The 18,600-nt window shown below is 52.8% G+C and carries 14 protein-coding genes and 1 other RNA gene; 2 read left to right on the top strand and 13 right to left on the bottom strand.

The window, feature by feature from the left end:
• The first annotated feature begins 5 nt into the window (after window positions 1–5).
• Window positions 6–707, top strand: a complete 702-nt coding sequence (locus AL479_RS12155; protein WP_061076227.1) for a pirin family protein — start codon at window positions 6–8, stop codon at window positions 705–707.
• A gap of 19 nt (window positions 708–726) precedes the next feature.
• Window positions 727–888, top strand: coding sequence for a hypothetical protein (locus tag AL479_RS23950; RefSeq protein ID WP_187394394.1), 162 nt, complete (start codon window positions 727–729; stop codon window positions 886–888).
• A gap of 93 nt (window positions 889–981) precedes the next feature.
• Here AL479_RS23950 and AL479_RS12150 read toward each other — a convergent pair whose 3' ends face one another.
• From AL479_RS12150 to garP, 13 genes are all read right to left on the bottom strand, one after another.
• Window positions 982–2,295 (bottom strand): serine dehydratase subunit alpha family protein, encoded by a 1,314-nt coding sequence (locus tag AL479_RS12150; RefSeq protein WP_061076226.1) that lies wholly within the window; start codon window positions 2,293–2,295, stop codon window positions 982–984.
• Between the two features lie 21 nt (window positions 2,296–2,316).
• Window positions 2,317–3,648, bottom strand: a complete 1,332-nt coding sequence (locus AL479_RS12145; RefSeq protein ID WP_061076225.1) for an amino acid permease — start codon at window positions 3,646–3,648, stop codon at window positions 2,317–2,319.
• Window positions 3,649–4,106: 458 nt separating this feature from the next.
• Window positions 4,107–5,471, bottom strand: coding sequence for an L-serine ammonia-lyase (tdcG, locus tag AL479_RS12140; RefSeq protein ID WP_061076224.1), 1,365 nt, complete (start codon window positions 5,469–5,471; stop codon window positions 4,107–4,109).
• Between the two features lie 85 nt (window positions 5,472–5,556).
• Window positions 5,557–7,851: a formate C-acetyltransferase gene (gene pflB / locus AL479_RS12135; RefSeq protein WP_061076223.1), complete on the bottom strand. Its 2,295-nt coding sequence runs from the start codon at window positions 7,849–7,851 to the stop codon at window positions 5,557–5,559.
• A gap of 33 nt (window positions 7,852–7,884) precedes the next feature.
• Window positions 7,885–9,093, bottom strand: coding sequence for a propionate kinase (gene tdcD / locus AL479_RS12130; RefSeq protein WP_061076222.1), 1,209 nt, complete (start codon window positions 9,091–9,093; stop codon window positions 7,885–7,887).
• A gap of 31 nt (window positions 9,094–9,124) precedes the next feature.
• The gene (gene tdcC / locus AL479_RS12125) at window positions 9,125–10,456 is read right to left on the bottom strand and encodes a threonine/serine transporter TdcC (protein ID WP_061076221.1); all 1,332 of its coding nucleotides are present in this window, start codon (window positions 10,454–10,456) and stop codon (window positions 9,125–9,127) included.
• Window positions 10,457–10,490: 34 nt separating this feature from the next.
• Window positions 10,491–11,480, bottom strand: coding sequence for a bifunctional threonine ammonia-lyase/L-serine ammonia-lyase TdcB (gene tdcB / locus AL479_RS12120; RefSeq protein ID WP_042998242.1), 990 nt, complete (start codon window positions 11,478–11,480; stop codon window positions 10,491–10,493).
• Between the two features lie 99 nt (window positions 11,481–11,579).
• Entirely contained in the window at window positions 11,580–12,518 is a 939-nt protein-coding gene (tdcA, locus tag AL479_RS12115; RefSeq protein ID WP_061076220.1) for a transcriptional regulator TdcA, read from the bottom strand.
• A gap of 1,015 nt (window positions 12,519–13,533) precedes the next feature.
• An RNA gene (gene rnpB / locus AL479_RS12105) (RNase P RNA component class A) lies at window positions 13,534–13,910 on the bottom strand.
• 32 nt (window positions 13,911–13,942) lie between these two features.
• Window positions 13,943–15,088 (bottom strand): glycerate 2-kinase, encoded by a 1,146-nt coding sequence (gene garK, locus AL479_RS12100; protein WP_061076219.1) that lies wholly within the window; start codon window positions 15,086–15,088, stop codon window positions 13,943–13,945.
• A 97-nt stretch (window positions 15,089–15,185) separates the two neighbouring features.
• Entirely contained in the window at window positions 15,186–16,076 is an 891-nt protein-coding gene (gene garR / locus AL479_RS12095) for a 2-hydroxy-3-oxopropionate reductase (RefSeq protein WP_042325204.1), read from the bottom strand.
• Window positions 16,077–16,105: 29 nt separating this feature from the next.
• Complete coding sequence (gene garL, locus AL479_RS12090) at window positions 16,106–16,876, bottom strand: 2-dehydro-3-deoxyglucarate aldolase (RefSeq protein WP_042998245.1); 771 nt, start codon at window positions 16,874–16,876, stop codon at window positions 16,106–16,108.
• A 28-nt stretch (window positions 16,877–16,904) separates the two neighbouring features.
• Window positions 16,905–18,239 carry a galactarate/glucarate/glycerate transporter GarP gene (garP, locus tag AL479_RS12085; RefSeq protein WP_058587539.1) on the bottom strand — a complete coding sequence of 445 codons (1,335 nt, stop codon included), beginning with the start codon at window positions 18,237–18,239 and terminating at the stop codon, window positions 16,905–16,907.
• Window positions 18,240–18,600 lie beyond the last annotated feature (361 nt).

Raw genomic sequence — 18,600 nt, 5'->3', positions numbered from 1 at the left:
GAACTATGATTACTACCCGAACAGCCAAACAATGCGGACAAGCAGACTACGGCTGGCTGCAGGCCCGTTATACCTTCTCCTTTGGACACTATTTCGACCCAAAACTGCTGGGCTACGCATCGCTGCGTGTGCTCAATCAGGAAGTCCTGGCGCCCGGTGCGTCCTTCCAGCCGCGCACCTGGCCAAAGGTGGACGTGCTTAATCTGATTCTCGAAGGCGTTGCAGAGTATCGTGACAGTGAAGGCAACCATGTGCAGGCCCAGGCGGGTGAAGCGTTGCTGCTCGCGGCGCAGCCGGGTATCAGCTACAGCGAACATAATATCAGCAAAGACAAACCGCTTACGCGTATGCAATTGTGGCTCGACGCCTGTCCTGAGCGCGAGAATGCTCTGGTGCAGAAGACAAAACTGACGAAGGCTAAACAGCAACTGATCGCCTCACCCGATGGTGAGAACGGCAGTCTACAGTTGCGCCAGCAGGCGTGGGTACACCATATTGAGCTGAATCAGGGCGAGTCACTGAGTTTTCAGCTTCACGGCCCGCGCGCTTATTTGCAGTCCATTCACGGCACCTTTCACGCCGTCACCCACGATGAAGCGCGTGAAGCGCTGACCTGTGGTGACGGGGCCTTTATTCGTGACGAAGCTAACATAACGCTCGTTGCCGATACGCCGTTACGCGCTTTGCTGATAGATTTGCCGGTGTAATCGGTAACCGGAGTGGTGTATGAGTAAGAAAGCGAAAAAACAGGCCCCGACAGGGAAAGTGGCAACGGCAGAAACCGACACCGCGCCCCGTGCGTTTGACTACGAGGCGATGCTGACCGAGCTGGAGGCGATTGTCGCGGACGCCGAAGTTCGTCTTTCCGAGGAAGACGCTGCCGCCTGATCCTCATTGCCGGATGACAGCGCAAGCGCTTTATCAGGCCTACACGTTCGTAGGCCGGATAAGCGTCGCGCCATCAGGCTGTCAGCCCTCCACTTAATGCGCTTTACGGGCCATGATCTCGATAATCTGTTTGTCCGTTTGCTGCATAGAATGACACGCCAACGCGCACAGGTTGGCAATAGATTGTTCCACGTTGTGCGCCACAATCCCTTCGTTACCGGTGACCGCCGTATCGTCCAACGCCATCAGCACCGCCTTCCACGCCGCAGAAGCACTGGTGGAGACTTTCATCGCACAACTGTTAGATGCCCCATCGCAAATCATTCCGCTGACATCGCCAATCATGCTGCTGATCGCCATCGAGATCGTGCTGTAGCGCCCTTCGTCCACCAGCCAGGCCATCCCTGCCGCGGCACCCATCGCGGCGGTCGTCGCAGCACACAGCGCCGACAGACGCGGGAGCTGGTGGTGTATGTAGATTGCGCTCAGATGGGAAAGCATCAGCGCACGCGCCAGTTTTTCTTCATCCACGCCAAAGTGTTCAGCCACCACCATCACCGGTACCGTGGCGGTGATCCCCTGATTGCCGGAGCCGGAGTTACTCATGGCGGGCAGCGTCGCGCCGCCCATACGCGCATCCGACGCCGCACTGGTCCGGATAAGGATCGCCGTCGAAAGATCGTTTGCCAGCAGACCGCGTGCGCACTGCTTTTCCAGCGTTGCGCCAATGTGCAGTCCCCAGTTTCCCCGTAACCCTTCCTGTGACAGCGCGCCGTTAAGTCGGGCGGCGTCGAGAATAAAACGAATAGCGTCGAACGGTACGGTATTCACAAACGCCAGAATTTCTTCCAGCGAGGTCTCAGAAAGCACCGCCAACGGCGATTCCTGCGCCTCATCGTCCGCATTCGCCTGCTGAGTAAACTTCACGCCGGTATGGGTTTCGATCCGCACAATGTGAGTATGACCGCCGACAATGGTGACGCACGCCCAGCCGTCATGGCTATAGACCTTTGCGCGAGAAAACAGGATGTCATCACAGGGTTGCTGCAACATCACCGACACCTTGCCCGCTTTCAGCATCGCTTTCGCATCGGCAATGGCCTGCGCGGAGGCATCTTTCAGCACCTCCAGTCCGGCGTTCGCATTCCCGCCAATCGCCCCCAGCGCGGCGGCGATTGGCAGCCCAACCATACCGGTTCCCGGCACCGTCACCCCCAGTCCGTTTTTCATCAGATTGGGCGAGACCCAGGCATCGATTCGCTCCACCGCGCCCTGCAGTTCAGAGGCCGCCACCGCCGCTGCCAGTGCAAGGGAAACCGGTTCCGTACAGCCCAGTGCGGGTTTCACCTCTTCCTCTACTGCGCGGATGAAACGCTGCCACAACGGATTTTTTATCGTCTCAGACATAACAACAACCTTCAGGATAAATCAGGAAAAAGCCAGGAACGGAGATACGCACAGCAACAAACCGGTGACGATAATCAGATACAGCGACGCCCCTTTGTATTTGTGCAATGCAGGGACTTTGTAGACCAGCCAGGCGGGGATCAAACATCCCACCATGCCGAAAATGGGACTACAAATCGACGTAAAACTCAGAACCGGCGCGTTGAGCACGATAGCGCTCCAGGCCAGTAAAATGGCAAACAGCATGATGCCGCGCTGCACCAGCGTTTCATTGATCTTCTCAGCCGGCAGTTTGCGACGCAGAATGTTCATCGCAATCCCCTGCGTGGCTTCGCGAAAGCCTAAATAGACGCCAAAGAACGCGGTCATCACGGCGAAAATGTTCAGGATGACGCTCACGACTTTCACCCAACCGGCGCCCGCACCGCTGATGAACTGTGCAGCAATCGCCAGCGCGGAGATATTCTGCTCATAGGCTTTAACCGCTTCGTCGTGTCCCATTGCCAGCGTAAAGGAGACGGCGTAGAAGAACACGGTGACAAACAAAATGCCGAAGGCAATATTCATGGCGCGTAGCGCTTTGTGACGCGCCACCTCGACGGATTTCTCACGGGAGCGGTAGGAGATCACCATCGGGCTCAGGGTCTGGATAAACAGGATTGAGGTCAGGGTAAACGGTAGCGTGATAATCGCGTTCTTAACCAGCAGCGCCATCGGCGGCAACGCGCCAATATTGTACAAATGCCACATGCCAACCATCGACACCCCCAGCGCCGCCACGACCAGCAGTTTGGTCAGCACCATACCGGTAGAGATTTTGAACAACAGTTTCTCACCGCGTGAAGAGATAGCCACGAGAATGCAGATCAGCACCAGACCATAGAACGGGTTATCGGATAGCAGTCCCTCTGTCACACCAAAAGTATGCAAATAGGAAGCGCTGTCGTTGGTGATAGCGGTGGAATAAACGAACATCCAGATAACCAGCATCACAAAGTACAGCGCGCCTAACAGAATGCCCCAGTTTTTCCCCAGATACCCGCTGATGACGCTGGGATAATCTTTACATTCCGGGGACTCCGCCAGCGTATTAATAAACAGACGCTGAAACAGATACATAGCGGGATAACCGATAACCGACGAGAGCAAAAAGACCCACAGCCCCATCAAACCGACCTGGACCGGGAGAAAAACAATCCCCGCGCCAATCGCCATCCCGATACTCATAATGACCCAACCGGTGTCGGTACTGTCGAATTTAATCGCTTCCCGCCACTCACTCTCTGTCATTCCAGCCCGGCGCGCAGGGGCGCTGGCGTCGAGAATGACGCTACTGTTCGTTGCCGTTTCCATAAAATTCTCGCTCATTGTGTAGGGTATATTTTTATTTTTTGTCGTGCCGCATCAAGGCGATACGCGGTACGGGGTATGCAGGCGAGTCATTAGAATGGAAAAAAGGATACGCTCAGGCGCAGAGAAAAACGTCACAAAATAACCCTGATATTTTCTATAAGTTAAGAAATTTTTTCTATTTAAAAACGTTTATATGTCATTTTTTTCTAAATTTGAAAGAGATCACAACAAAAAAGCACACCAAAGTGTGCTTTCCAGATGGCTGAAATGAATGAAATGCCCGATGGCGCAAGCTTATCGGGCCTACGAATGATGAACGTGTAGGCCGGATAAGGCGACAGCCGTCATCCGGCAAAACAACCAAATGCCCGATGGCGCAAGCTTATCGGGCCTACGAACGATGAACGTGTAGGCCCGATAAGGCGACAGCCGTCATCCGGCAAACTTTCTGGCGTTAGCTAACTGCACACCACTTTGATCGCTAAACCACCGCGTGATGTTTCGCGGTACTTATCGTTCATGTCCTTACCCGTCTCGTACATCGTTTCGATGACCTTATCCAGCGAGACACGCGGCTCGGAGGTACGGCGCAGCGCCATACGTGCGGCGTTGACCGCCTTGACTGCGTTGATCGCATTACGCTCAATACACGGGATCTGCACCTGCCCGGCGACCGGGTCGCAGGTTAAGCCGAGGTTGTGCTCCATAGCAATTTCCGCCGCGATGCAAACCTGCGCCGGGCTACCGCCCAGCAGTTCGGTCAACCCCGCCGCCGCCATTGAACTGGCCACGCCGATCTCCCCCTGACAGCCGACTTCCGCCCCGGAAATTGACGCATTCATTTTGTACAGCGCCCCAATGGCCCCGGCCGCCAGCAGATAGCGGGCGATGGAGTTGGCATTCAGCGGACGACGGAATTTATCGTAATAGGCCAAAACGGCTGGAATAATACCGCATGCCCCGTTGGTGGGCGCAGTGACCACGCGCCCGCCCGCCGCATTCTCCTCACTGACTGCGAGAGCAAACATGTTGATCCAGTCGATGACGTTCATCGGGTCGCTGGAGAGACTGTCACTGGAGACCAGCAGACGGCGTAACGCTACCGCGCGGCGCGGTACATTCAGCGGGCCGGGTAAGACGCCTTCGGTATTCATCCCGCGTTCTATGCCAGCGTGCATCACTTCCCAGATCTGAGCAAATCCGGCATCAATCTCCACCTTGCTGCGCAGCGCCAGTTCGTTTTGCATCATCAGCCCGGAGACTGAAAGGCCATTGCGCTCGCACAGTTTCAGCAGCTCGCTGGCGGAATGAAAATCATAAGGGACCGGCGCTTCCACGTCGTGCGCCTGACCAAAGCGCTCTTCCTCCACGATAAACCCGCCGCCAATCGAGTAGTAGGTTTTACTCAGCAGCGTCTCCTGGTTTTCCCAGGCGGTGATCCGCATACCGTTCTCGTGCCGTGGCAGCGTTTCACCATGAAAAACAATGCTGTCGGTAACCGGGAAATCGACGACATGTAACCCCTCAGCGACCGGCAAGCGGCCAGTACGGGTCACCTCGTCAATAAACGCGGGGATGGCGTCAATGTTGACGCTTTGCGGAGTGTTTCCGGCCAGCCCCATCATAATGGCAGTATCGGTCGCGTGGCCTTTTCCGGTCAGCGACAGTGAACCATACAGATCAACCGACATGCGCGTCGTGCGCGATAAGCTTCCACTGCTGACCAGTTGATCGATAAACCGTTTTCCTGCATTCATCGGCCCTACGGTATGGGAGCTGGATGGACCAATGCCAGGTTTGAAAATATCGAATGCGCTAATCATTTCTAGACCCTCGGACTCGTTCAGTGGAGACCAGGTTTTTATACGCATAGTGAATCGGGGCGATCCGCAGACCGCCCCGATAACGTTACATCGCCTGGGTGAAAGTACGCGAAATGACGTCCTGCTGCTGCTCACGGGTGAGCGCGTTGAAGCGCACAGCGTAGCCGGAGACGCGGATCGTCAGGTTCGGATAGTTTTCCGGATGTTCAATGGCATCCAGTAACATTTCCTTGTTCATTACGTTAACGTTCAGGTGCTGACCACCTTCCACATGCGCTTCATGGTGGAAGTAACCATCGAGCAGCCCGACCAGGTTGGTTTTCCGCACCCGATCCTCTTTCCCAAGTGCCGCAGGCACAATCGAGAAGGTGTACGAAATCCCGTCCTTCGCGTAGGTGAACGGCAGTTTCGCCACGGAGGTTAGCGAGGCGACAGCACCTTTGCGGTCACGCCCGTGCATCGGGTTAGCGCCCGGCGCAAATGGCGTTCCGGCGCGGCGTCCATCTGGGGTATTCCCGGTTTTCTGTCCGTACACCACGTTGGAGGTGATAGTCAGAATCGACTGCGTCGGTACCGCGTTCCGGTAGGTCGGCAACACTTTAATTTTCTTCATAAAGCGTTCAACCAGATCGCAGGCAATGCTATCCACGCGCTCGTCGTTATTGCCGTATTGCGGATATTCCCCTTCAATCACGAAATCGACCGCCAGCCCGTTATGGTCGCGAACCGGTTTCACCGTCGCGTACTTGATTGCAGAAAGTGAATCCGCCGCCACCGACAGCCCGGCAATCCCGCACGCCATCGTGCGATAGACGTCGCGATCGTGCAGCGCCATCAGCGACGCTTCGTAGCTGTACTTGTCGTGCATGTAGTGAATGATGTTCAGCGCGCTGATGTACTGCACCGCCAGCCAGTCCATAAAGTGGTCCAGACTGTCCATCACCGTGTCGTAGTCCAGCACGTCGTCCAGCAGCGGCGCGGTTTTCGGCCCCACCTGAATTTTCAGCTTCTCATCCACCCCGCCGTTGATTGCGTACAGCAGCGTTTTGGCGAGGTTGGCGCGCGCACCGAAGAACTGCATCTGCTTACCGATAACCATCGGGCTCACGCAGCAGGCGATCGCGTAATCATCGCTGTTAAAGTCGGTCCGCATCAGATCGTCGTTTTCATATTGCAGTGACGAGGTGACGATAGAGACCTGCGCGGCATATTTTTTGAACGCGATGGGTAACGCTTCTGACCACAGCACGGTGAGGTTTGGCTCCGGTGCCGGCCCCATCGTGTGCAGCGTATGCAGGTAACGGAAAGCGTTTTTGGTCACCAGCGTGCGGCCATCCAGCCCCATCCCGCCGATGACTTCGGTCGCCCAGATCGGATCGCCGGAGAACAGCGTGTCAAACTCCGGCGTACGCAGGAAGCGCACCATCCGGATCTTCATGATGAAGTGGTCGATCAACTCCTGCGCCTGTTGCTCTGTCAGGATCCCGGCATTGAAATCGCGCTCGATATAAATATCGAGGAACGATGCGGTGCGACCCAGCGACATCGCGCCGCCGTTTTGCGATTTCACCGCCGCCAGATAGGCAAAATAGACCCACTGTACCGCTTCCTGCGCGTTACGCGCCGGGCGAGAGATATCGCAGCCATATTTCGCCGCCATCTCCTGCATTTGCAGCAACGCACGACGGTGCTCCGCCAGCTCTTCACGCAGGCGAATCGTGGCTTCCAGACTCTGTCCCCACTCCAGATTTGACTGGAGATCGGCGAACTGCAACTCACGCTCACGCACCAGATAGCGGATGCCGTACAGCGCCACACGGCGATAATCACCGATGATGCGCCCACGACCATAGCCGTCCGGCAAACCGGTCAGCACACCGGATTTACGGCAGCGCAGCATGTCCGGAGAATAGGCGTCAAAAACGCCCTGGTTGTGGGTTTTACGCAGTTCGGTGAACAGGTACTCGAAGTTCGGATCCATCTCACGACCATAAGCATCGAACGAGCTTTTGATCATGTTGACGCCGCCAAACGGATGCAGCGCACGCTTCAGCGGCTTATCCGTTTGCAGACCGACAATCTTCTCCAGTTCCTGCTCAATGTAACCCGCATCGTGCGCAGTAATGGTGGTCGCAATATTGGTATCGAAATCGACCGGCGCATGGGTCGCGTTTTCGATACGAATGCCCGCCATCACCTTTTCCCACAATGCCGTAGTTGCAGGCGTTGCATCCGCAAGGAAGGATTCATCCCCTTCATAAGGCGTATAGTTGTGCTGAATAAAATCACGGACATTAATTTCTTCTTTCCAGTCCGTACCTTTAAAGCCAAGCCATGCTTCGGCATACAGCATATCGCTGGTATCGATATCTACCTTCATGAAAAATAATCTCTCTACAGAACAACAAATAAATTAGGCGTATTCCACGGCTGCGTTAATGCGGCCTAATTGAATCGCATCGAGCGCAATCATTTTTTCTTCGTTCGTCGGGATCACGGCGAAAATAACCCGGGCATCAGGGGCGGAAATAATGCGCTCGCCATGAGAATTCGACAGATTATTTCGGTCGCTGTCGATATTCACCCCCAATACCGCCAGATGCTCAACCACCAGACGACGAATTAATACCGAGTTCTCACCAATACCACCGGTAAAAATAATGCCGTCCAGACGGTGTAACGAAGCGGCATGTCCGGCAATATGACGGGCAATGCGGTGAACAAAGGTTTTAATCGCCAGCTGTGCCCGCTCATGTCCTTCATGCCAGGCTTTTTCCAGCACCCTTAAGTCGGACGACAGGCCAGAAATGCCGAGCAAACCGGACTCTTTATTCACTACCCGCTCCAGATCGCTCAGAGTCTGGTGGGTTTCGCTGGCGACCCACGCCATCGCGCCAAAGTCCACGTCGCCGCTACGCGTACCCATCATCAACCCTTCCAGCGGCGTCATCCCCATTGAGGTGTCGACGCTGTGACCATTACGGACGGCACAAATTGACGCGCCGTTGCCGAGGTGGGCGATCACCAGGCCGGAGTCCTGTTCGGACAGCGCAAGCAGTTCATGCGCGCGTTGAGAAACATAGCGGTGCGACGTTCCGTGAAAGCCATAGCGCCGCACGCCCAGCTCTTCGAAATACTTCCACGGCAGGCCATACAGATACGCTTCTGGCGCCATGGTCTGATGGAAGCTGGTATCAAACACCGCCACCTGGGTGACGCCGGGGAACAGATGCTGTGCGGATTCAATTCCGCTCAGATTGGCGTAATTATGTAACGGCGCCAGGGGTGAAACACGGCGAATATTGTCAATAACCTCATCAGTAATAATCGCTGACTCGGTAAAGATATTTCCGCCGTGAGCAATACGGTGGCCAATTAAGGCCACGCTGTCATTTAAATTACGTTTTTCCAGTTCAAACGCAATCGCCTTTAATGCGCCTTCGTAGCTGTGGTGAGCCAGTGTGACTGGCTCACCTCCATTTACAGATAAGAACGCATTTTCCGAGTTAATACCATCCGCAATACCTGCCATTAATACGTCGCAGTTATTTGCATCGAGTACTGAAAACTTAATTGAAGACGATCCACAATTAATAACCAGAACTATCGGAAACTCATTCATTTCACTACTCCGCTCATCCTGAGCTTAAGGATTAAAACAGTTTGTACACGATGTTCAGAATGGTCAGCAGACCGATGACGGTGACAAACACGTTATCCAGACGGCCACGGTATTTCGCCAGCGACGGTGCCTTACGAATGGCATACATCGGCAACAGGCACAGCAGTGAGGCAATAATTGGCGCACCCATCGCTTCAATCAGGTCCAGAATGTTCGGGTTGGCATAAGCCACAATCCAGGTAGACCCCATGATGAAGATCATGCTGATGGTGTTAAGTTTGCCGGAGGAAACCTTCGTTTTATCGCCTTTGTAACCGAACTTCAGCACCAGACCATTCAGCCCTTCCAGCGTTCCCAGGTAGTGACCGAAGAAGGATTTGAAGATGGCAACCAGCGCAATAATCGAGGCGCCATATTCCAGCACGGTGGCGAAAGTCGACTTCGTTCCGGACAGGGAAGCGAAGTGGTTTGCCAGATAAGACAATACCGGAATGTTCTGTGCTTTCGCATCTGCCATGTTTGCCGGAGAGAGCGTGAACAGGCAGCTAAAGGCGAAGAACATGACCACAGCGACCATCAGCATGCTGGCGCGAGAGATGATCTGAGAACATTTCTGCTCGGTGTATTCACGGCCAAAATCTTTCTCGTATTCTTCACGCTTAGAGACCACGAAAGACGAAACGATCGGCGAGAAGTTGAACGAGAACACCATGATGGAAATCCCCAGCCACACGGTGACCAGAATGCCATCGTGACCGGTTAAGGCGATATTACTGATATCGACCTGATCGATCACCGCAGAGTTCCAGTAAGGGATCAGCGACAGCGAGATCAGCACCAGGCTGGCAATGAACGGCCATACCAGGTAGCTCATCACTTTAACCATCAGATCCTTACCAAACCAGATAACGAACGCCATCAGCAGCAGCAGGAACAGTGCCACAAAACCACGGTTCAGCGCCGGCATCTGCAACTGGTTTTCCCAGAACGTCATGAACGTGTTAGTAATGGTGACGCCATAAATCCACAGCAGCGGACAAATCGCGAAGAAATAGAGGAACGTGATGACCACGCCGCCCGTCTTACCAAAGTGCTCTTCAACCGTTTCCGTGATGTTGCCGGACGGGTTTGACCCGGACAGACACAGACGCGCCAGCGCACGGTGGCAATAAAACGCGATGGGGTACGCCAGTACCAACATCAAAAGAATGGGGATTAAACCGCCAAATCCTGCGCGGATGGGGAAGAACAACACCCCGGCGCCGATGGCAGTACCAAATAAACCCAGTGTCCAGGTGGTGTCTGATTTACGCCAGGACGACTGTTTTGTCTGGCTGGATACAATGCTGTCAGTAGTACTCATATCCTATCCTCAACGAAGAGATTAATAGCCGGGTTTATGCGTCTGCTAAACCCGTAATTTGCGATACACGGGAAAGATCGATATTGCCGCCAGAAATAATGCTGACCGTTTTTCTGTTCTGGATATAGGCATCTAATTTCCCGCTTAATAAAGCAGCACATGCCAGTGCGCCTGCACCTTCTGTCACCACTTTGTTGCGTTGAATTAAAGCAATCATGCTGTTACGAATTTCGTCTTCGCTGACCAGGACAATGTCATCCACTAATTCACGCACAATTTCGTAAGTTAATTTACCCGGGCGGGAAACATCACAACCATCCGCCAGGGTGCCGGTCGTTCGGTGCGTGGTTATTTCTCCAGCCTGATAAGACGCCGCCATGCCGTGTACGTTTTCAGACTGCACGCCAATCACTTTAATGGTCGGGTTAATAGATTTTATGGCAATAGCAATACCGGCGATTAAACCGCCGCCGCCGATAGGAACAATCACGTTATCGACGTCATACAGGTCTTCCATAATTTCCAGGCCGATAGTGCCCTGGCCGGCAATGACTTTCGGATCGTCATAGGGTGGGATAAAAATACGCCCTTCCATTTCGACAATCTCACTGACCTTGGCGATGGTGTCGTTGAAGTTATCGCCGTGCAGCACCACTTCCGCCGAGTAGTCGCAGGTAGCGGCCACTTTCGATTTCGGCGCGCCCTTCGGCATCACCACTTTGCCATCAATGCCCAGCATCGCACAGGAGAGGGAAACCCCTTGAGCGTGGTTACCCGCTGAACACGCGACAACGCCTTTGCGTTTTTCCGCATCCGTCAATGAACTGAGTTTGTTAAATGCGCCACGAATTTTAAATGAGCCGGTACGCTGCATGTTTTCAAACTTAAGGAATATTTCCCCTTTGCACCGCTCACTAAAATAGTTTGAGCGCGGCATGCCTGTTTTATATATTTTCCCCGCCAGTCGTTTTTTTGCTTCGAGGATATCTTCAATGGCAACCGGGAGATCGTAAGTAATGTGCATTGTAACCTCTTACCTGATAGTAAAGTAATAGATAGCCGTAACCAACGTCTGATATTAAGAACGATGGTATGAATTGAGGATTAAATTAAATTTAATCGGTTAGTTAATTTCAATTAATTGCTTTCGTCTGCAACCTTTATAAGATGAATATTCTTTGGCTAATTCAACCAAAACCGATGCGGCTTTTTTAATACGATAGTTTTTTGACCATATTGCGGCATAGCGCGCAATGGGTAACGATTCTTCTACAGGGAGAGTAATAAACTGGTTCGAACCAAAAGGTGCGGCCATATCGCATGGAATCACTGTCAGAAAATTAGCATTGAGAACAAGATTGTAAATGGTCACAACAGAGTCGGTTTTAACGATGTTTTCAATGCTGATGCCATTTCTTTGCAGGGTGGTGAGGAGTTCGCTGTAGTAGCCCATATTCGTTTGTGGCAACACCCACTGTTCGTTCTGCAACGATTCCAGTGTGGTGGTGCCGGTGCATGTTCGGGACTTATTCGCCACCAGTACGAACTCCGACTCAAAGAGCGGCTCGACGTGCAGATCCTGCAATTTCATTTCATCGCTGAGCGTACCAATCGCGAAGTCCAGTCGTCCGTCGCGGATCGCCGGCAGGAATGAGGAGAGTTGCGCCTCATACATGGAGACCTGTGATTTTGGGTAGACCTCTTTGAACTTCTGGATCATATCGGACATAAAGGTAAAGCCAATCAGCGAAGGAAACCCGAATGAGATATCAACCACCGTGTTGTCGGTCATGCTGTTCATCTCATTCACCATGTTTTTCATCTCACGGGTGATGGATTCGGACCAGGAGAGTAAAACCTGCCCGGCATGGGTTAAGGTGACGCCGGTATTTTTGCGAACCACCAACTCAACGCCAAAATAAGCTTCAATATCGTTAATGATTTTACTAACAGCTGGCTGAGTTAACCCTAATTCTTTTGCCGCAGAACCGATAGAACCGCTTCTGATTACTTCCTGAAAGACCACCAACTGCTGTGTTTTTGGGAGAGCAAACGTATTCATATCGACCTGCGTTAATAACTTTGTTGACGGCGTGAAGTGTAACAAATTACATGAAGCAGGATATGTGCGACCACTCACAAATTGCCTTCACCTATATTTCAAGGGGTTATTTGTAAATAAATAAATCATTTACATTCAATTAGTTATAAAAATACCATGTCACTTTAGTCTGATTTTTGTCAAAAAAATAGGGGGGGATAACTATATTTTATGGCGATAACACACGTTATTTTCCCCTCACCTCTAAAAATGAGGAATGACGATATTTCAAGCAATTATCGCGTAGTTAATGGTCAATTTGTTCATTAAATTTAATAAGTAATTTATCAAATATAATTATATCCAGGACATAAGTTGGGTTAAATAACGTTATACATCACGTTTTTTTGCCTTATTTGTTTGTAAAGAAACATTGAATTTATCATTAATTAAATATAAGCACACAAACAGTTATCATTTACAACAACGTATTAACACTGACATTTTCATTTTTTTTAGTGTGTAATTTTAGACAAGAGAACGTTTGCTTTTCGTTTCTCTTGCCAAAGTCATCACTGGCAGCGTTTTGTGTTGATGCTCACAGAACCAGAAATCTCTTATCTGCAAGCAGCTCAAAACCATGCCGGATGGCGAAGCTATCGCATCTTATCCGGCCTGGAGGATTTAGTGTGCTGTTCGTAGGCCTGATAAGCGAAACGCCATCAGGCAACAGCGTTGTAGCTGCCTGTAAGTTTTTGCAGCCTATAAAAGTAAAAACCCGCCGGAGCGAGTTTTTACGTGGAAATAGTGAAGCTGACCGATAAGCCGATTTCTTTTGGTGTAGCGTCGTGGACAGTCATTCATCTGACCTTCGCCACCCAACCCTACAAAAGCAAAAACCCCACCTGATGGCGGAGTTCTTAAAGTGGTGAAGCTGACCGATAAGCCGCTTTCTTTCAGGTATAGCGTCGTGGACAGTCATTCATCTACATCATCTACAAAGCAAAAACCCCGCCTGATGGCGGGGTTTTTAAAGTGGTGAAGCTGACCGATAAGCCGGGTTCTGTCGTGGACAGTCATTCATCTAGGCCAGCAATCGCTCACTGGCTCAAGCAGCCTACCCGGGTTCAGTACGGGCCGTACCTTATGAACCCCTATTTGGCCTTGCTCCGGGTGGAGTTTACCGTGCCACGGACTGTTACCAGCCGCGCGGTGCGCTCTTACCGCACCCTTTCACCCTTACCTGATCCCACTTGCGTGGGCCATCGGCGGTTTGCTCTCTGTTGCACTGGTCGTGGGTTTCCCCCCCAGGCGTTACCTGGCACCCTGCCCTATGGAGCCCGGACTTTCCTCCCCTCCGCCTGTCTCCCCCGAAGGGGACGACGACGAAGCGGCGACTGTCTGGTCAGCTTCGGCGCGCAGTATAGAGGGTTTGCACGCCCTTGTCACCCTGCACTGCGCATTCCCACCGCCAGCGTCGCCGCAATGTTTCGCGACGCCCGGTAAATGTTGTCAAATGCGCCGCGAAAGGCCTCTTCCAGAGTACCAATACTGGTCAATACGCTGAATACGGCATCGATACCATATTGATGTACCACGCCGACATCCCGCGTCAGACTGCCCGCAATACCAATCACCGGCTTGTGGTATTTCTTCGCCACGTTCGCCACGCCCACCGGCACTTTGCCGTGAATGCTCTGGCTGTCGATGCGCCCTTCACCGGTCACAACCAGCGTACAGTCGTGAATATGTTCTTCCAGATTGAGCGCCTGAGTGACGATCTCAATCCCGCTTTTCAACTCCGCGCCGAGAAATGCCATCAGCGCCGCCCCCATGCCACCCGCCGCGCCTGCGCCTGGGACGTTTTTCACATCCACACCCAGTGATTTTTTAATGATATCCGCGTAGTGAGCCAGATTGCGGTCCAGTTCGAGAATCAGCGGCTCCGTCGCCCCTTTTTGCGGACCGAAGATCCGCGAGGCTCCCTGTTCGCCTACCAGTGGATTGGTCACATCACAGGCAACGCGAATAGCACACTGTTTAATGCGCGGATCCAGACCAGACACATCAATGGTGTTGAGAGTGTTCAGGCTGCCGCCGCCGTAGCCAATTTCAGTTCCGTTGGCATCACACAGCTTCGCACCCAGCGCCTGAACCATCCCGGCACCGCCGTCATTGGTCGCACTCCCGCCAATGCCGATAATAATATTGCTTGCCCCACTGTCCAGCGCCTGCAAAATAAGCTCCCCAGTGCCACGAGAAGTGGTAATCAGGGGGTTACGTTTGTCGGGGGGAACCAGCGCCAGTCCGCTGGCGGCCGCCATTTCGATAAACGCGGTCTTTCCATCGCCTGACATGCCCCAGTTGGCATTCACTTTTTCACCCAGCGGTCCGGTCACCAGAGCGGAATGTGCAGAACCGTGCGTGGCGGCAATCATGGCTTCAACCGTCCCCTCGCCCCCATCGGCGACCGGAACGGAAACATACTGCGCATCGGGGAAAATTTCCCGAAATCCTTTTTCTATCGCCTGAGCTACCTCAGTAGCAGAGAGGCTTTCTTTATAAGAGTCTGGGGCAATTACGATTTTCATGATGATCGCCTGTTACTGCACAACGCCGAATGGCGTTTTACTTATCCGGCCAACAATCCAGGCCCGGACTGCGACGCGCTATCCGGGCACAAGGTCATTAGCGAGTGACTTCCACTTTCGCCAGTTTCTCGTAGTAGCACGCCAGAGCACTGTGGTCGGCGGTTCCCAGGCCGTCAGCACGCAGCGCCTGCATCATCTCCATAACGGCCGCTGTCAGCGGAAGCTGAGCGCCAACACCGTGAGACGTATCCAGCGCGTTTGCCAGATCTTTAATGTGCAGATCGATACGGAAACCGGGCTTGAAGTTACGATCCATCACCATCGGCGCTTTCGCATCCAGGACGGTGCTGCCCGCCAGGCCACCACGGATCGCCTGATAAACCAGATCCGGGTTTACGCCGGCTTTGGTTGCCAGGGTCAGCGCTTCAGACATCGCGGCAATGTTCAGCGCCACAATCACCTGGTTCGCCAGCTTGGTAACGTTACCCGCGCCGATATCACCGGTATGAACAACGGATCCCGCCATCGCTTTCAGCAGATCGTAGTATTTATCGAAAATCGCCTTGTCGCCGCCAACCATCACCGACAGCGTACCGTCGATCGCCTTCGGCTCACCGCCGCTCACCGGTGCGTCCAGCATGTCGATGCCTTTGGCTTTCAGCGCGTCGCTGATCTCACGGCTCGCCAGCGGCGCGATGGAGCTCATATCGATCAGTACCGTCCCCGGTTTCGCCCCTTCGATAATGCCGCCTTCGCCCAGCGCAACCTCTTTCACGTGCGGAGAGTTTGGCAGCATGGTGATGATCACATCACACTGCTCAGCAATCGCTTTGGCGTTAGAAGCGGTTTCTGCGCCTGCCGCGATAACGTCAGCGATCGCTTCAGGATTACGGTCAGAAACCACCAGCGAGTAACCTGCTTTCAGGAGGTTTTTACTCATTGGTTTACCCATGATACCCAGGCCAATAAAACCAACTTTCATAGTCATATCAATTATCTCTCTTGTTTCGGTGGTGGTTATTTCTTAAAGGAATCAGCCAGTTTCTGCGTGGCGGAACGGAACACGCCCAGGTCGCTGCCGACAGCAACAAACGTGGCACCCCATTCCAGATAGCGACGTGCGTCGGCATCAACCGGCGCCAGAATGCCGCTCGGTTTACCGTGCGCTTTTGCACGGGCAAAGATGTGCTGAATGGCTTTCTGCACCTCAGGATGAGACGCATTGCCGAGGTGGCCTAACGCCGCAGCCAGATCGCTTGGGCCAACGAAAATACCGTCGACGCCTTCGGTGGCGGCGATAGCATCGACGTTATCCACGCCCTGCTGGCTCTCAATCTGCACAATGATGGTGATATTTTTGTTGGACTGCGCGAAGTAATCCGGGACGGTACCAAACATGTTGGCGCGATGCGATACGGACACGCCACGGATCCCTTCTGGCGGATAGCGTGTCGACGCAACGGCGTTCACCGCCTCTTCTTCTGTTTCAACAAACGGGATCAGGAAATTGTAAAAACCGATATCCAGCAGACGCTTGATAATCACCGGCTCATTGGTCGGTACACGCACAACCGGCGCGCTGGAACTGCCTTTCAGCGCCATCAGTTGTGGAATAAAGGTGGAGACATCATTTGGCGCATGCTCGCCATCCAACACCAGCCAGTCGAAGCCCGCCAGTCCTAAGACTTCGGTGCTGATGGGGCTTGCCAGCGCTGACCAGCAGCCAATCTGAATCTGATGCGCAGCCAGCGCTGCTTTGAATTTGTTCGGGAAGATGTCGTTATTCATCACTTTTACCTTGTCACTTAACCGTTAATTATTTCTGCAGTTCCATACGTTTAATGTCACCGACAATAAACAGGTAGCACACCATGGCCATCAGCGCGGAACAGCCAACGAATACCAGCGCGGCGTTGAAGGAATGCAGTTCACTTACCAGGTAACCGATAACCAGTGGCGTTACGATAGACGCCACGTTGCCAAAGACGTTAAATACTCCGCCGCACAGGCCCACAATCTCTTTCGGCGCGGTGTCTGAAATCACCGGCCAGCCCAGTGCGCCAAATCCTTTACCAAAGAAGGCCAGCGCCATCAGCGTCACCACCAGCGCGGTGTTGTCGGTGTAGTTGCACAGAATGATGGTGGAGGCCAGCAGCATTCCCAGCACAATCGGCAGCTTACGCGCAACGGTGATAGAAAAACCGCGCTTAATCAGATAATCCGAGAACACGCCGCCCAGTACGCCGCCAGCGAAACCACACAGCGCCGGAATCGAAGCCACCAGACCCACTTTCAGGATCGACATTCCTTTTTCCTGAACCAGGTAAATCGGGAACCAGGTCAGGAAGAACCAGGTGATAGTGTTGATGAAATACTGTCCGAAGAACACGCCAAGCATCATGCGGTTGGTCAATAACTGCTTGATGTAATGCAGTTTTGGACCACTTGCCACTGCGCTGCCCGGTTTTTTGTGGTCCATATCCACGACCGCACCGTTTTCAGAGATGAACTTCAACTCTTCTGCGGACATCCGCGGGTGGTCGGTGGGGTTATGAATCAGTTTGACCCACAGCGCCGTCAGGACAAACCCGATCACGCCCATCACAGTGAAGACATGCTCCCAGCCCCAGGCAAAGGTCAACCAGCCCAGCAGCGGCGAGAACAGTGCCAGCGAGAAATACTGAGCAGAGTTAAAGATTGCCGACGCGGTTCCACGCTCTTTGGTCGGGAACCAGGCCGCAACAATACGGGCGTTTGCCGGGAACGAAGGCGCTTCCGAGAACCCCAACATAAAGCGCATAAAGAACATGGAAACCCCCGCCCAGGCCAGCGGGAACATATCCACGAAGCCTTGCAGGAAGGTGAACAGCGACCAGAAGAACAGGCTGTAGGTGTAAACTTTTTTCGAACCAAACTTATCGAGCAACCAGCCGCCGGGGATTTGCATCAGCAGGTAGGCCCAGCCAAATGCAGAGAAGATGTAGCCCATTGACACGGCGCTCAACTGCAACTCTTTAGCAACTTCGGTACCGGCAATGGATAGCGTCGCCCGGTCCGCGTAGTTAACCGCTGTAACAATAAAAATTATCAGCAGAATTAAATAGCGGGTATGCGTACCTTTCTTTTTTTCTACAACTGTATCCAGGATCATTTTATTTACCTCAGGCACTTAAGCAGACATTTTTATTATTATTTATTGATGACAGACGCTATCGCTTATTAATAAGTACAGATACTTATTTCGTGATTCAGTATAATCAGGCGGAAAGCATTACGCATTGTGCGGATGCTCATTAACAACGTTAATTACAAATAATATCTTGAGCAAATGCACATAACGCTGGGCGCTGATGCACATATTTACGCTTTACCGCCCCTGATAGCAGGGCTTTCGCCATAACGAGTGATCTGGATCACATTCTTATTTTTGAACTCCTGACATCCTTATTTCACGACAGATCTTCCTTATTTTAATAATCAGATTCGCATAACTCTCTATATTAATATCACCC

This window comes from Citrobacter amalonaticus (assembly GCF_001559075.2).
GTDB classification, from domain to species: Bacteria; Pseudomonadota; Gammaproteobacteria; order Enterobacterales; family Enterobacteriaceae; genus Citrobacter_A; species Citrobacter_A amalonaticus_F.
The sequence above is the reverse complement of the archived record's forward strand: the minus strand, read 5'-3'. Positions and strand labels throughout refer to the sequence as shown.

Bases quoted from the DNA above. Each gene is read 5' to 3' on its own strand.
- tdcB (WP_042998242.1), bottom strand. From the start codon at position 11,480: ATGCACATTACTTACGATCTCCCGGTTGCCATTGAAGATATCCTCGAA.
- tdcA (WP_061076220.1), bottom strand. From the start codon at position 12,518: ATGAATACGTTTGCTCTCCCAAAAACACAGCAGTTGGTGGTCTTTCAG.
- garK (WP_061076219.1), bottom strand. From the start codon at position 15,088: ATGAAAATCGTAATTGCCCCAGACTCTTATAAAGAAAGCCTCTCTGCT.
- garR (WP_042325204.1), bottom strand. From the start codon at position 16,076: ATGACTATGAAAGTTGGTTTTATTGGCCTGGGTATCATGGGTAAACCA.
- garP (WP_058587539.1), bottom strand. From the start codon at position 18,239: ATGATCCTGGATACAGTTGTAGAAAAAAAGAAAGGTACGCATACCCGC.
- garL (WP_042998245.1), bottom strand. From the start codon at position 16,876: ATGAATAACGACATCTTCCCGAACAAATTCAAAGCAGCGCTGGCTGCG.
- AL479_RS12145 (WP_061076225.1), bottom strand. From the start codon at position 3,648: ATGGAAACGGCAACGAACAGTAGCGTCATTCTCGACGCCAGCGCCCCT.
- tdcD (WP_061076222.1), bottom strand. From the start codon at position 9,093: ATGAATGAGTTTCCGATAGTTCTGGTTATTAATTGTGGATCGTCTTCA.
- tdcC (WP_061076221.1), bottom strand. From the start codon at position 10,456: ATGAGTACTACTGACAGCATTGTATCCAGCCAGACAAAACAGTCGTCC.
- AL479_RS12155 (WP_061076227.1), top strand. From the start codon at position 6: ATGATTACTACCCGAACAGCCAAACAATGCGGACAAGCAGACTACGGC.
- AL479_RS23950 (WP_187394394.1), top strand. From the start codon at position 727: ATGAGTAAGAAAGCGAAAAAACAGGCCCCGACAGGGAAAGTGGCAACG.
- AL479_RS12150 (WP_061076226.1), bottom strand. From the start codon at position 2,295: ATGTCTGAGACGATAAAAAATCCGTTGTGGCAGCGTTTCATCCGCGCA.
- tdcG (WP_061076224.1), bottom strand. From the start codon at position 5,471: ATGATTAGCGCATTCGATATTTTCAAACCTGGCATTGGTCCATCCAGC.
- pflB (WP_061076223.1), bottom strand. From the start codon at position 7,851: ATGAAGGTAGATATCGATACCAGCGATATGCTGTATGCCGAAGCATGG.